This window comes from Vibrio sp. 378 (genome assembly GCF_033339435.1).
The window spans coordinates 236438-249521 of record NZ_JAWOUO010000006.1 but is presented as its reverse complement, the minus strand read 5'-3'; the positions used below and the strand labels follow the sequence as shown (position 1 = coordinate 249521).

At 44.3% G+C, this 13084-nt stretch carries 12 protein-coding genes; 5 read left to right on the top strand and 7 right to left on the bottom strand.

The genetic code is table 11. The features are described from left to right. The first annotated feature begins 12 nt into the window (after positions 1-12). Entirely contained in the window at positions 13-966 is a 954-nt protein-coding gene (locus tag R7Q48_RS13535) for a CorA family divalent cation transporter (protein ID WP_005391702.1), read from the top strand. Positions 967-1039: 73 nt separating this feature from the next. Here R7Q48_RS13535 and R7Q48_RS13530 read toward each other — a convergent pair whose 3' ends face one another. Continuing rightward, complete coding sequence (locus R7Q48_RS13530) at positions 1040-2224, bottom strand: NnrS family protein (protein WP_256901295.1); 1185 nt, start codon at positions 2222-2224, stop codon at positions 1040-1042. Positions 2225-2406: 182 nt separating this feature from the next. Here R7Q48_RS13530 and R7Q48_RS13525 point away from each other — a divergent pair, with 182 nt between their 5' ends. Next, positions 2407-2958, top strand: coding sequence for a gamma-glutamylcyclotransferase family protein (locus R7Q48_RS13525; protein ID WP_104975553.1), 552 nt, complete (start codon positions 2407-2409; stop codon positions 2956-2958). 39 nt (positions 2959-2997) lie between these two features. Here R7Q48_RS13525 and R7Q48_RS13520 read toward each other — a convergent pair whose 3' ends face one another. Further along, complete coding sequence (locus R7Q48_RS13520) at positions 2998-3585, bottom strand: outer membrane beta-barrel protein (RefSeq protein ID WP_017636001.1); 588 nt, start codon at positions 3583-3585, stop codon at positions 2998-3000. A gap of 427 nt (positions 3586-4012) precedes the next feature. Here R7Q48_RS13520 and ebgR point away from each other — a divergent pair, with 427 nt between their 5' ends. Then, complete coding sequence (gene ebgR, locus R7Q48_RS13515; protein ID WP_256903024.1) at positions 4013-4999, top strand: transcriptional regulator EbgR; 987 nt, start codon at positions 4013-4015, stop codon at positions 4997-4999. A 169-nt stretch (positions 5000-5168) separates the two neighbouring features. Here ebgR and R7Q48_RS13510 read toward each other — a convergent pair whose 3' ends face one another. Then, positions 5169-6086, bottom strand: coding sequence for a LysR family transcriptional regulator (locus tag R7Q48_RS13510; protein WP_155486743.1), 918 nt, complete (start codon positions 6084-6086; stop codon positions 5169-5171). 117 nt (positions 6087-6203) lie between these two features. Between R7Q48_RS13510 and chrA the strand changes: the two genes are divergently transcribed. Beyond that, complete coding sequence (chrA, locus tag R7Q48_RS13505) at positions 6204-7343, top strand: chromate efflux transporter (protein WP_256903023.1); 1140 nt, start codon at positions 6204-6206, stop codon at positions 7341-7343. A 113-nt stretch (positions 7344-7456) separates the two neighbouring features. Beyond that, positions 7457-8572, top strand: coding sequence for a phosphatase PAP2 family protein (locus tag R7Q48_RS13500; RefSeq protein WP_256903022.1), 1116 nt, complete (start codon positions 7457-7459; stop codon positions 8570-8572). Between the two features lie 100 nt (positions 8573-8672). Here R7Q48_RS13500 and R7Q48_RS13495 read toward each other — a convergent pair whose 3' ends face one another. The 4 genes from R7Q48_RS13495 to R7Q48_RS13480 are packed head-to-tail and all read right to left on the bottom strand — an operon-like array spanning position 8673 to position 13074. After that, positions 8673-9686: a tetratricopeptide repeat protein gene (locus R7Q48_RS13495; protein ID WP_005386465.1), complete on the bottom strand. Its 1014-nt coding sequence runs from the start codon at positions 9684-9686 to the stop codon at positions 8673-8675. 20 nt (positions 9687-9706) lie between these two features. Then, positions 9707-10648, bottom strand: a complete 942-nt coding sequence (locus tag R7Q48_RS13490) for a type II secretion system F family protein (RefSeq protein WP_005386462.1) — start codon at positions 10646-10648, stop codon at positions 9707-9709. Positions 10649-10650: 2 nt separating this feature from the next. Next, positions 10651-11619: a type II secretion system F family protein gene (locus R7Q48_RS13485; RefSeq protein ID WP_005386459.1), complete on the bottom strand. Its 969-nt coding sequence runs from the start codon at positions 11617-11619 to the stop codon at positions 10651-10653. Between the two features lie 9 nt (positions 11620-11628). Next, complete coding sequence (locus R7Q48_RS13480) at positions 11629-13074, bottom strand: CpaF family protein (RefSeq protein ID WP_046875025.1); 1446 nt, start codon at positions 13072-13074, stop codon at positions 11629-11631. Positions 13075-13084: the final 10 nt, after the last annotated feature.

The following is a 13084-nucleotide window of genomic DNA, read 5'->3' as shown; positions in this document are numbered from 1 at the left end:
AAGGAAAAGAAAATGGGTTTTATGATTGAACATTGGGACTTCTCAACCCCAGAAGCAACTCAACAATCCACCACGGCAGAGCAAATTCAAGCTAAGCATTGGTACCATTGCGAACGGCTGCATCCTGATATTCGTGGTTGGCTGGAGCAGAACCAAGTGCCTCGTGCAACGGTTGATCATCTATTAGCCGACGAAAGCCGACCATCTTTCCATCCTTTAGATGACGAGAACTTCATGTTGATTTTACGAGGCGTCAATATGAACGGCAATGCATCACCAGAAGATATGCTTAGTATTCGAATTCTCTACTTTCAAGGCGCACTCATTTCAACTCGTAAAATTCCATCACGCGCGATCATGGAGATTCGCCAAGCATTAGCGGAACACAAAGGCCCAAAAAGCCTTGCCAGTTTACTTCATCAGATCATTGAAGGATTAAACAGTAAAATAGACATTTACCTTGATACAATTGAAGAAACACTAAACCAGTTCGACGTGAATGATGAATCGACGTACAAACATATGGCGACTCAAAAAGCGCTGATTTCTATCAAGCGTTTTATTCGCCCTCAGCAGTACGCTATCCGTGATCTTGTGGAGTCAGAATCAGAATTGATTGCTTTGAGACCTCATCAATATCGCTTCGCACACAATAATATTACGCGCATAAATGAAACACTTGAGTTTTATCTTGGAGAAGTGGCGCTTTTCCAAGAAGAGATCAAACATCATCGTGATGAGAAAACCAATAAAAACAGTTACCTGTTTACTTTGGTAGCAACGATTTTTCTACCAACCAGCTTCTTAACAGGTTTACTCGGCATCAATGTTGGTGGAATGCCAGGTGTGGAATCCACCATGGCATTCACCTGGTTCTGTATCGCCTTAATTGTCATTTTTGGTCTAGAGTGGTGGCTATTTAAACGCTTGGGGCTCACGAATAAAGCGGACGACGAAGACGAGTAAACACTAAACCTATAAAGAACAAAAACCAAAAGAGGAGCACGCGGCTCCTCTTTTCTCTACTCACATTAGAATCTTATCCGGGGTGACCATCCACACGAGGGGTCACAAGCATCACACCAAAACGCCACACAAATAGCCCAAATGCCACAATCCACAATCCGCCGCTGATATCAATCCACAGTATCATGTTCGCTGGGTCAAAGATCACGGCGAAACTGCGAACCAAAGCTGCCGCGGTAATCGCTGCAAACGCAAGGCTCATGTTTGGCCCTTTGTAGATCATGCGACCAGTATGTCCCATCGTCACCCGTGCAATCATCGCTAAAATCAAACCGCCTAACGCACCTATCGCAAACAGGTGAATGAGGTTATGGCTGGCAAATGCATCTCCCCAGACGCCTCGCAAAATTAAGCTTAGTGGTAAACACAAATACGCAGCATGCAGCGACCACACTAAAGGCTCGCTCAGGGTTAACCAAGGTTTCCAGCGAACAAAACGCACCAACTGAGCAACACCTGCAAATAGCATCAAAGGACTACCTAGTTCTGCAAACGTCACAGGGAAAAAGCTCAGCACAAATAGCATTACCAATGGCAAGTTCGCGAACCACTCTAACCAAGCCAATGGTTGCGCTTTTTCGAAATTAAATCGACGCGCAGTAAAAAATGGAATCACACGTCCGCCCATCACTGACAACAGCAAGGTAAACCACCACAGCATTGCTTGCCACACCGCTGAAGAGCTAAAGGGCGGCATACCTTTTATCGTTGCGTAGCTTGCAAAGTTCGCAAAGATGGCTAAAAGAAACAGTGGAACGAAAAACAAATTACGCCAACCTTTGGCTCGATACACACGAATGCCCACCTCATAGGCGACAAACAGTAAAAATACCGCTTCGATACTGCTGGTTAACCATAACGGTGCTGGTGTCCAAAGCAATATGCGGGGCACTAACCACAAGCCAAATAAAGCCAGAAGCATGTAATGCTTGGTACCATTAATGCCAGTCCAGTTTTGTACCGCGGTCAGTACAAAGCCAACTACAATGGCCATCGAAAAACCGAACAACATTTCATGTACGTGCCACCACAATGCAGGCACGGCTAATGCGTTTGGCTGTCCGCCTTGGAACATCCACACCCACAACGCAATCGCAACAATGGCGTAAATCGACCCAAACAGAAAAAACGGCCGAAAGCCTAATCGCAGCCATGCGGGGATTTTTTCTTCTACTTTTTTATCGGTGATATTCAGCATTATCTTGCCCTCAAGCGTCTCTCGATGCTGGTTAACTCAACTACATATTGATGCTACCATAAACATGTATAAAAAATACATGTTTATAATTAAGATTATACTTAAGAGGTAAAGTTGTGCTTCAGATACGGGTTAGGTATAAACATGAGAGGCACAACTATCAGTTAAGGGATGCAACGACAATGTACATATTTGGCTATGGCAGTTTGATTAATTCTGCGTCGCGTAAGTTAACCGGACAAACGGGAGAAGCCATTCCCGTCATAGCACATGGGTTGGTTCGCTACTGGGGGAAGATTGATGACAGCTATACTCTGTCTCCTCTGGTTGTGAACCAAGGCGATGGGCAGGTCAACGGCGTTTTACTCGAAGTAAATGAAGAAGCGCTCGCAGAATTCGACCGCCGTGAGCGAGGTTATCATCGTATTCAACTTCAGCCAGATCAAATCGAAACAGATGCGAGTTTTAACCAAGAACATGACATTTGGGTTTACGTAAAGGACGAGCCACTACCACCATGCGCAAAGAGCCCAATCATGCAAAGTTATGTTGATACCGTGCTGGCAGGTTGCTTGGAAGTTTCCCACGCGTTTGCAGAGCATTTTGTGCGTCACACCATTGGCTGGCAACACGCGAAAGAAAATGACCGCCATCAACCCAAATATGGCAACCTTGCAGGCGTACAAGATCACCACTATGAGTTGATTGATAATCTGATCAAAAAAGGAGCCTGACGGCTCCTTTTTAGTATCTATATTTTTGCTTACGCGAGCTTAAAACTTGTAATCAACACCAACGTACAGGCTGTCAAAATCAAAATCTTCGCTGCCACCGTTTTCGGCATCAATACTTACCGAAGAAGCACGGTAGCCACCAGATACAACCAAACCTGAAGCAAACTCATAACCAGCCTCAACACCGTAGTTAAAGCCTACATCACGACCATCATCGGTAACAGTGCTAGATGATTTCACTTCATAAGAAACACTCATTACACCAAGGCCAGCAATCGCACCAACATAGAAGCCTGTACCTGCAAATTGGTATTTAGGCTTCGCATTGAAATTGAACGCAGAAGCATCAACACTAAATTTAACCGGCCACCCCATGTAAGAAAATGTTTCTTCAAAGTCGCCAAAGTATATGTACTCACCTTCAAAAGCTAGTTTGAAGTTTTCTGAATATTGCAGCTCTTTACCTACAGCAAGGCTAAGACCTGTCGCAGAAAAATCTTTTGACAAGCTTTTAACTTTAAGATCTGAATTTACCAAATCAGCACCAACATACCAGTTACCTTTTGCTTGAACTGACGCTGAAGCAACCACTGCACCTAAAGCCAATAATGGCAATACTTTTTTCATTATAATTTCCTAATTTTTCATACTGTTAGACAGCTTTTAAAAGCGCGGAGATTATAAATAGAGTTGAATACTTTCCTATTGATTTATCTATAAAATGAGACACAAAACATAAACATGAACAATAAAACGTTTGCTTGGTTAAACTCTAAACAGCTCGAGTCCTATTAAGTACTAGAGTTACCACAAGTAACAAGTTTCCAAACCAGTCACGTTTTTCAGTATTTTTACAGCAATATAATCCTTATGTTTACGGCTTTATTTATTACTCAATAGAGTCTATTTCATGAAAACAAGTTGGCTTGATATGATGATTTAAAGTGTTTAGGACTGTCTTACTAAAGGTTTGTGCATCTCTAAGTAGCTGTTTAAAATAGTCAGATTATTGAGCTCACACTTGGGCAGTGAGCAGTGCCAACGGGAAATTTACATGGCAAAGCTAAAAGATATCGCCATTGAAGCGGGCGTCTCACTTGCAACCGTATCGCGGGTTTTGAACAACGACCCAACGTTGAGCGTTAAAGAAGAAACCAAATACCGCATTTTGGAAATTGCAGAAAAACTGGAGTACCGCACCAGCAGCTCAAAGAAAGGCATCAAAGAAGCTAAGCAAAAACATCACTTTTTAGCCTTATATAACTACAAACAAGAAACAGAGGTAAATGACCCTTACTACTTATCAATTCGTCATGGGATTGAAACGCAATGCGACAAATTAGGTATTACGCTAACCAATTGCTATAACAGTGAAATTGATGTTGAAACGAAAAAGATAACAGGTGTCCTTTTAGTCGGTAATGTCGACCAAAAGGTAGTAGATAAATTACCTAAACGTCTAGCCGATAGCATCTGCTACATAAACTTTTCAGATCCAACCTGCCCTTATGATTGCGTTGATGTCGACCTTATTCGAATCAGTAGGCAAGTAGTTGATTTCTTTGTGCAACGAGGCTACCGCCGCATCGGTTATATTGGCGGTCAAGACAAGCACGACGCAGCTGACACTCGTGAAAATGTGTTTTTGGACTATGGCTATCTAAAAGGCGTGGTTGCAGAACAAGATATACACTATTGTGCCTGCTCTAGTTTGTCCGGTTATAACTTAGCGAAAGAGATGCTAGCCAAAGGTGACTTCCCGAAAGCAGTATTCATTGATTCTGACTCCATCGCGATTGGCATAGTACGTGCAATCCATGAATTTGGCTTAAAGATACCAGAGGATATTACGTTGATTAGTATGAATGATATTCCTACTGCTCGCTTTACCTTTCCGCCGTTGTCTACAATTCGTATTCACTCTGAGTTGATGGGAACTCAGGGAGTGAACTTACTGGTGGAAAAATACCGAGATGGACGCTTACGACCTCTTCATGTATACGTGCAAACAGAGCTTAAACTACGTGGTACAACTCAATGATACCTTTTCCATTAATCTCTTTTATGAATTAAATCTGGAACATCCCCCCCAACCAAAGACATTCATTTTGCTCAATCAGTACTGTTTCGGTATAACGCCGATAACTCAGCGGGTAGTAAGAAGTTCAACAACAAATCACTCTAAGCACCATGAGTGCCCCAAATGTTTATCATTTAGAGGTGATGGTCGAAGAAACCAACTCGCGTAGCCAAATGCCTTTGTCTTCATTGTTTCGGCTGGAATGCCACAGCATAGCAATATCAAAATCCGCAACGGCGATCGGCGGCTTAACGGTAACGAGATCGTCCGAAAAGCCCTCCGCCAATGCCATTTTTTCTGGCACGATGGCAATGAGATCGCGTTTTTTCAATAGATGCCGAATAGTGAGAAAGTTGCGCGACGCCACGGTGACTTTGCGGCTCAAGCCATGTTCTGCAAGCTTTTGGTCTACTTGTGTCTTTAAGCTCCCATCGGGACTTACCAGAGCTTGCTCTATGTTCGCGAACGCTTCCAGAGACAGCTGTGTTTCCCCTTTCAATGCCTGTTTATCACACATACACACGTGTTTTTCCGTGTACAAGTACAAGCTCTCAAAGTTGTCATCCAACACTGGCATGCTGCCAATAATGACATCGATCTTTTCGTGCTCAGTTAATGCCACGTAGTTGCTACGATTGACGTTAATAAAACTGATCTGGGCCTCTGGTGCGCGCTGGCGTATTTCGTCATAAAGCCGAGGAGCAAAAATAAACTCGGCATAATCCGTTAATCCAATGCGACATACACCCGCATAATTTTTAGGTTGGAAGGCAGACTTAGTGAGCAAGTCTTTGGCGATAGAATCCAACAAGTGATGCACAGTTGGCGCGATGTGGTGAGCGTGCTCGGTGGGCTCCATCTTGTGCCCTTTTCGCTCAAAAAGCGGGTCGTCAAACAACAACCTTAAACGAGACAAACTATGACTCATCGCCGACTGACTAACGTAACTTTTCTCTGCCGCGACGCTAACGCTTCGATAGCGATACAAGTAGGAAAACGTCACCAATAAGTTCAAGTCAATGTTGCGCCACTGAATGTCCTCTTTCACTCCAACATCCTCATCCCATTTCATTTCATTCATAGATGAAATTAAAATCATCAATTTGAGTCATTTTAGAGCATTCGATAAATTAGCAACAATGCTTTTTAGATAAACAGGCTCGACATGTTCACCATATTCAAAACTTTTTTCTGGCTGGGTTGGTTCAGCTTCGGCGGCCCTGCGGCTCATATTGGTTATTTTCGCCAAACATTTGTTGAGAAACTGAAATGGCTTGATGACAGCGAGTACGCGCAAATTGTCGCGCTCAGTCAGTTTTTGCCGGGACCGGGCTCAAGCCAAGTTGGCTTTGCATTGGGTTATAAACGTGGCGGTTTAGGTGGCGCATGCGCAGCATTTGTCGGATTCACGCTTCCTTCAGTGGTCATCATGTTGGCGCTGGCGATGGTGAGCAGCCAAATCACCGGCACCGCAGTGTTCCAAAACATCGTTCACGGCCTAAAACTGCTCGCAGTCGTCGTCGTGGCGGATGCGACTTGGGGCATGTACAAAAACTTCTGCCAAAGTAAACTGACCGCGGGTTTGTGCGTTGCGACTGCGATTGCGTTGCTGGTGGCACCAAGCATCATGACGCAAATGTTCGTGTTGATCGCAGCAGGTTTTGTCGGTACGCGATATCTGAAGAAAGACTCCGCGCCATCAGCAGAGCCGTTTAAACCATCTATCGTGCCATTGGCTCTATTTGCGGTGCTTTTACTCGGCTTACCATTAGTGGCTCATGCGTTACCTTTGCTTGGGCTGTTTAGTGATTTTTTCCAAGCTGGTAGCTTAGTGTTTGGTGGCGGTCATGTGGTTCTGCCGCTTCTGCAAAACATTGTTGGCGACCAGCTCAGCCAAGATGCATTTTTAACAGGCTACGCCGCTGCACAAGCTGTACCAGGGCCAATGTTCACCTTTGCGACTTTTATCGGTTATGAGCTTTCGGATACGCCAATTTTAGGCGCTCTGATCGCAACGCTTGGCGTATTCCTCCCAGGTTTTCTTTTACTGCTTGGCGTTCTTAAAAACTGGCAAGCACTGGCAGGCAAACCGCTGGTCTCCGGCGCCATCAACGGTGTAAATGCCTCGGTAGTAGGGTTACTACTCGCGGCACTTTACCAGCCAGTATTTAGCAGCGCAGTTGTTGCTCCCATCGACATGGCGTTAGTGGTTGCAGGTTTTTATCTACACAAAAAGCTCAACCTATCGGTTCTGTGGATGATCGTGTTTTTTGTGGCGGCAGGCCTTGTCACGGGCATGATTTAGCCTGCTGATACGCCAACTATTGAATCCAGATAAACCACGGGCACTCAAATACGAGTGCCCGTTTTCTCAACTAAGCTTAATGATATTGGAAGGATAGAGATGACGGATCATCAATGGAACAAGACAACAATTACGAGCTCAACCTTAGCTGGCAGCAAAAAGCGTCGACTTTACTCACATCAGTAAAGAATGAGTTATTGAACGATAAGATTTTCTACACCTATTGCTTTATCTCGACTGCTGTCATTTATCTTTGTTCTTTGTATCTCGATTTCCCTATCGATTACTCTTTTACCACTTACCTTGAAACGCTCATACAAGCTTTGTATGTCACAGGTTTAAGCTGGTGTATCTACTATTATTTCTATCTCATACTGCGCAAAGAAAAGCAGCCGGCAAAAAGATTCATACAAAAACTGAAGCATCTTATTTTTCCGCTGTACCGACCTGTATCAGTGTTTGTTTCGATGATGGCACTCAACCTGATTTTCTCTAACCACACGTTTTTGAAATCGCTGATCCCAATCATCAATCCGTTCAAGTGGGATCTGACCTTTGCGAATATTGATTCGTTGCTACACTTCGGCGTTGCTCCGTGGGAGTTGACCCATGCATTATTCTCCAATGCTTGGGCCTCATTAGGGCTAAATGTAGCCTACAACGCATGGTTTTTTTGTATGTGGGGTATACTCATCTTTTTCCTTATCTACAAAAAATACCCGTTGGTAAGGCAACAGTTTTTACTCACGTTCGCATTGTCTTGGATGATTCTTGGTGTCTTCTTCGCCACGCTGCTTTCTTCAGCAGGCCCTTGCTATGTGGAGCTTATCACTGGAGATGAACAGTTTGTTCCTCTGATGAAAACGCTCGAAGCCCAAAGCCAATATCTTACCAATGTGGACGCTGGGCAATTGTGGGCATTGCCTACACAGCAATATCTTTGGGATGAGTACATCGCGAATGCCAATGGTATTGGCTCTGGCATTTCGGCAATGCCTAGTTTGCACGTTTCCATTGCGGTTTTGATGGCGCTATCAATTTATAGACTCAACAAAACCATCGGCTACTTTGCCTACGCTTTCGCAGTCATCATTCAAATCGGTTCGGTACATTTAGCTTGGCATTATGCGATTGATGGCTACCTCGCAACACTCTTGACGGTGATGTTATGGAAGATAGTTGGTTGGGCTTTACGGCGCTATGCTTCTTACCCTGAAAGAAGAGAATGAACGGCTAATTGAACAAACACCTTTGCAACGGACTACTCCCGGTAAATGAAAAAGCCACTCTATCTTGCAGAGTGGCTTTCTTTTAAAAGGGTCTTCAAATTTATTGGAGAAGCGCGGTAGAGGTATCCCCTCGCTCTCTCACCATTGCCAATGCTCGTTCTAGGTTTTTATTTGCCAGTTCATAGTAGGCAGGGTTCTTATCAATAGCCTGTTGTAGATAAGGAATCGCCTCGCCTGGTTTGCCTTGAAGGATCAAGAAGTAACCAACATTATTGAGTGCTTCCGGCTCTGTCATGTGTCGACTAAAAATACTCAGAGCTTGTCGTGGCTGATCTTTAGCTAAAGCAATGAGACCTAAATTATTGATTCCTCTCTCATCTCCTGGCTTGATACTTAGTGCGGCTTGAGTAAAGTGCGCCGCTTTTGAGTAAGCTTTTTCCATGTAGTAGGAGTAGCCAAGGCTGACCAAAGCGTTTACGTTTCTTGAGTCAATATCCAACGCTTTTCGAATTAACGCCTGCGCAATATCGTGGTCGCCACGAATGTCGTAAAGCACACCTAGACCGGAGTAAGCAGAGACTGGTGATTTATCATCATAGCGATATGTTGCAACGCTCTCTGCAGTAATGTTGTCTTTAGTGATGGTAGGATCGCCATCCATGCGAATTTGGTCAGCATTCAAAGCGCGTATGTAGTAGCTTTTCCCAACGTCCTTTTCTCCACGCTTCGTGTATAAAGTACCAAGCTCAGTCAGGGAGCCAATATGATCGGGGTTCTCAGCCAAAGATGCTCGAAATGATTTATCGGCGAGTTCTGAATTCTCCCTAGCTAAATGGATGCGCCCCACGGTGTACAAGGTTTTATCTTTATGGACCGCATTCGGGAAAGAGAGCGAGCGAATATATTCATACAAGGCTAAGTCGACATTTTTGTTGCTTAATGCAATATCCCCTCGTGAGATTGCCTCTTCCTCTGTTTTGGGTGGTTCATCATTAGTGAGAGACTCAACGGGCTTACCTGAGTACAGCGTTGAATCGAAATCTGATGACTGTTCAGTTGTTGAACATGCGGTAAGCACCAACAACGAGATGATGACGTATTTCTTAATCCACATAACGATCCCTATTTTGCTTTTTAATTAGAAAATGCCTCAGCCAATGAAATTAACGCAGGTCCGATAGCCACTATAAAAAAGCAAGGCCAAATAAATAGCACCATTGGAAACATCATTTTGACTGGGATTTTTGCAGCAATTTCTTCTGCTGCTTGTTGACGCTTATCCCTGTAGTCTTCGGTATATTCACGCAAGGAGTTGACTAAACTCCCCCCTATTCGAGAGGCATGGCTAAGCATACTTACCAGCCCCATTAATTCTTCTAACCCTGTCCTTAATACTAGCTCCCTCAGCGCTTCTGGCATTGGTTTGCCCGCTTTAATTTTGTTGCACACCGTATCGATTTCATCAGCAAGCTCTGGGTGAGAGATAACCAGTTCATCAGCAACCCGACGCAACGCTGCATTAAAGCCAAGCCCTGATTCGGTACAAACCACCAGCAAATCAAGCATGTCGGGCACACCTGCACGAATCGCTTGCTGACGCTTGTTCACCATTCGACGCAAAATAAAATCAGGAAATAAAAGCCCAATAAATACGGATAACGCCATATACGTGTACAGGTATTTAGATTCCGGAACCGAGAAATACACCAGTGCCGCCACCATCACACCTAAGATTGTCGTGACCGATTTAATGGCATAAAACATCGATAATGCATTGCTTTCATGAAACCCAGCATGCATCAGTTTATTGCGTGTCGTTTGACGCTCTTTTTCACTGGTTGGGGAAGTTAAAGGCGCTAACGACTCCAAGGTGTCTGACATTTTCTTGTTGTGATGAGAGACTTCTTTCTTATCACCAGACAATTCGGCTAACTTTCGTTTAATTGGCGAGTTAACCCCGATAATTATCGAGCCTAACGTCATCACAACCAACACTGTAGTGATGAGGATCAACCCCATAAGCAGTGTTTCTTGGCCGACAGCAAAATCGTTTAACCATCCTTGAATACTTTCCATGGCTACACCTCAATATTGACGATTTTACGAATCCAAAGCGTGCCGATAAACAACGCTACCATCCCACCAATGACCATTTTGATCCCCATTGGATGCGTGTGGAGTAACTCAATATACTCAGGTCGAACAAGGGAAATGATGACGTACAAACCAAAAGGCGCTAATACTAATACCCATGCCGACATTCGAGATTCCGCCGAAATGGTTTTTATTTTTCGAGCGAGTTTGAAACGAGCACGTAGGATATGGGAGAGCTTCTCAATGTTTTCGACTAAGTTACCACCCGTTTCCTTTTGCAGTAACACAGCACTGGAGAAAGCAAGCATAGATACGGTAGGAGTTCTCTCCGACATTTGCATAATCGCCAAGCGGAGGTCATAACCATAGTTGAGTAAGTTAAAGGTATTCATGAACTCAGGACCAAGCGGTGCACTAACCTCTCTGCCTACTTCTCCAAACCCCTGCGTAATTGGCTGCCCTGCCTGCAAAACTCGCTTGATGATATCGAGAGCCTCTGGCAGTTGCTCTTCAAATTTCATTAAACGATCAGCAATCCTTTTCTGTATGTAGAAGTAAACAGACACCCAGCAAGCAAACGCAACGCCAGCACAGAGGTACCAAACTTGCCCGAACAAGAACAGAAATAGACCAACCGCAGTCCCTCCGAGGAATGTGAGGAAAATAAACCGACTGAACCCCATGTGTATCCCAGCCAGTTCCAACTTCTTCTTAAAGCTATCGAACAGGCTAAACCTCACAAGCCATCGCTCTAATGGCGATAGATTCTTGAGCGAGTTTTCCCTTAATAAAGAAATACTCTCTTGATCAATATGTTTATGGCTTTCGTGTATCCGCTTGATTAATTGCTTATGCTTAACCTTTTTACCCGCAGAAGGCAGAATTAACGCTTGGCTAATAAAGAATACGGACAAAAACAGCAGTACAAGAAAAAGGGGGAATTGACTATCCATAGCAATCTCCTAACGGGCTTTTTCATTGAATATTTCAAATGGTACGTCTAAGCCTCGTTTTACTAATTGGTCATGGCAGCTTGGTACAATCCCTGTAGCCATGTAATCACCTAACACATTGCCTTCTTGATCGACCCCTCTTCTTTGGAAGGTGAAGATCTCCGACATGGTAATAACGTCACCTTCCATGCCATTGATTTCTTGTACGCTAACCATGCGACGTTTACCGTCTTCCTGACGATCCATTTGCACAACAATATTGATGGCCGACGCGATCTGCGCTCTCAAGTTTTTTGTCGACACATTCCACCCTGCCATCGAGAACATATTCTCAATCCGGCTCAGCGCATCTCTTGGTGTATTCGCGTGGATAGTAGCCAAAGACCCATCATGACCCGTGTTCATTGCGGATAGCATATCCACCGCTTCTGAGCCACGAACCTCACCAACAACTATCCGATCGGGACGCATACGTAGTGAGTTTTTTACTAAATCACGCTGAGAAATTTCACCCTTACCCTCGATATTGGAAGGACGTGTTTCCAAACGGATAATATGTGGCTGTTGGAGTTGTAACTCTGCCGAGTCCTCAATGGTTACAATGCGTTGGTCGCTAGGAATAAAGCTCGACAAAATATTTAGCGTGGTTGTTTTACCAGAACCTGTACCACCAGAAATCAGGATATTCATTTCCCCCACAACCGCCGCATTAAGAAACTTCGCCATTTCAGGAGACAACGATCCAAGTTCTAATAGGTTATCCATATTCAAACGTTCAACCGCAAAACGTCGAATAGAAACTGAAGGCCCATCAATAGCAAGAGGAGGTATAATCGCATTAAAACGTGAGCCATCTTTGAGTCGAGCATCCACCATGGGTGAAGCCTCATCGATCCTTCGACCCACTTGGCTTACAATACGGTCGATAATGTTGCGCAAATGGCGTTCGTCTAAAAAGGTGTGCGGTGTTTTCTCCAACTTACCAAAACGTTCGACGAAAATATTTTTCGGGCCATTTACTAAGATATCTGAGATTGTTTGATCTTCAAGAAGTGGCTCAAGAGGCCCCAGGCCGAACACTTCATCTTCAATTTGATGTATTACGCGGTTTCGCGCTTCTGAACTCAATGGGTGTGTTTGATCTTCCGCAATGAGCTGAACAACCGCTTCGCGCAACTCCTCTTTCGCGCGATCTTCTTGCAAATGCGATAGAAGCCCGAGATCCAAGGTATCCAGTAGTTTCTTGTGGTAGTAGTGTTTTATCGAGAGATCTTGTTCTAATTGCTTTTTCTGCTCCTCGATCGCTTTCATCTTGGCTTCTACCGGCGACAAAGACTTTTGCTCATCTGACGTGTCTTCATCAGATTTTGCCAACTCGACATTCACAACCTTGGATTCTTTTGTTTCATCTACGGAATTGAAAGAACTCCCGACGCCTTTCCGTTTGAAAAACATAACTCCCCCT

Bases quoted from the DNA above. Each gene is read 5' to 3' on its own strand.
- R7Q48_RS13535 (WP_005391702.1), top strand. From the start codon at position 13: ATGGGTTTTATGATTGAACATTGGGACTTCTCAACCCCAGAAGCAACT.
- R7Q48_RS13530 (WP_256901295.1), bottom strand. From the start codon at position 2,224: ATGCTGAATATCACCGATAAAAAAGTAGAAGAAAAAATCCCCGCATGG.
- R7Q48_RS13525 (WP_104975553.1), top strand. From the start codon at position 2,407: ATGTACATATTTGGCTATGGCAGTTTGATTAATTCTGCGTCGCGTAAG.
- R7Q48_RS13520 (WP_017636001.1), bottom strand. From the start codon at position 3,585: ATGAAAAAAGTATTGCCATTATTGGCTTTAGGTGCAGTGGTTGCTTCA.
- ebgR (WP_256903024.1), top strand. From the start codon at position 4,013: ATGGCAAAGCTAAAAGATATCGCCATTGAAGCGGGCGTCTCACTTGCA.
- chrA (WP_256903023.1), top strand. From the start codon at position 6,204: ATGTTCACCATATTCAAAACTTTTTTCTGGCTGGGTTGGTTCAGCTTC.
- R7Q48_RS13500 (WP_256903022.1), top strand. From the start codon at position 7,457: ATGGAACAAGACAACAATTACGAGCTCAACCTTAGCTGGCAGCAAAAA.
- R7Q48_RS13495 (WP_005386465.1), bottom strand. From the start codon at position 9,686: ATGTGGATTAAGAAATACGTCATCATCTCGTTGTTGGTGCTTACCGCA.
- R7Q48_RS13490 (WP_005386462.1), bottom strand. From the start codon at position 10,648: ATGGAAAGTATTCAAGGATGGTTAAACGATTTTGCTGTCGGCCAAGAA.
- R7Q48_RS13485 (WP_005386459.1), bottom strand. From the start codon at position 11,619: ATGGATAGTCAATTCCCCCTTTTTCTTGTACTGCTGTTTTTGTCCGTA.
- R7Q48_RS13480 (WP_046875025.1), bottom strand. From the start codon at position 13,074: ATGTTTTTCAAACGGAAAGGCGTCGGGAGTTCTTTCAATTCCGTAGAT.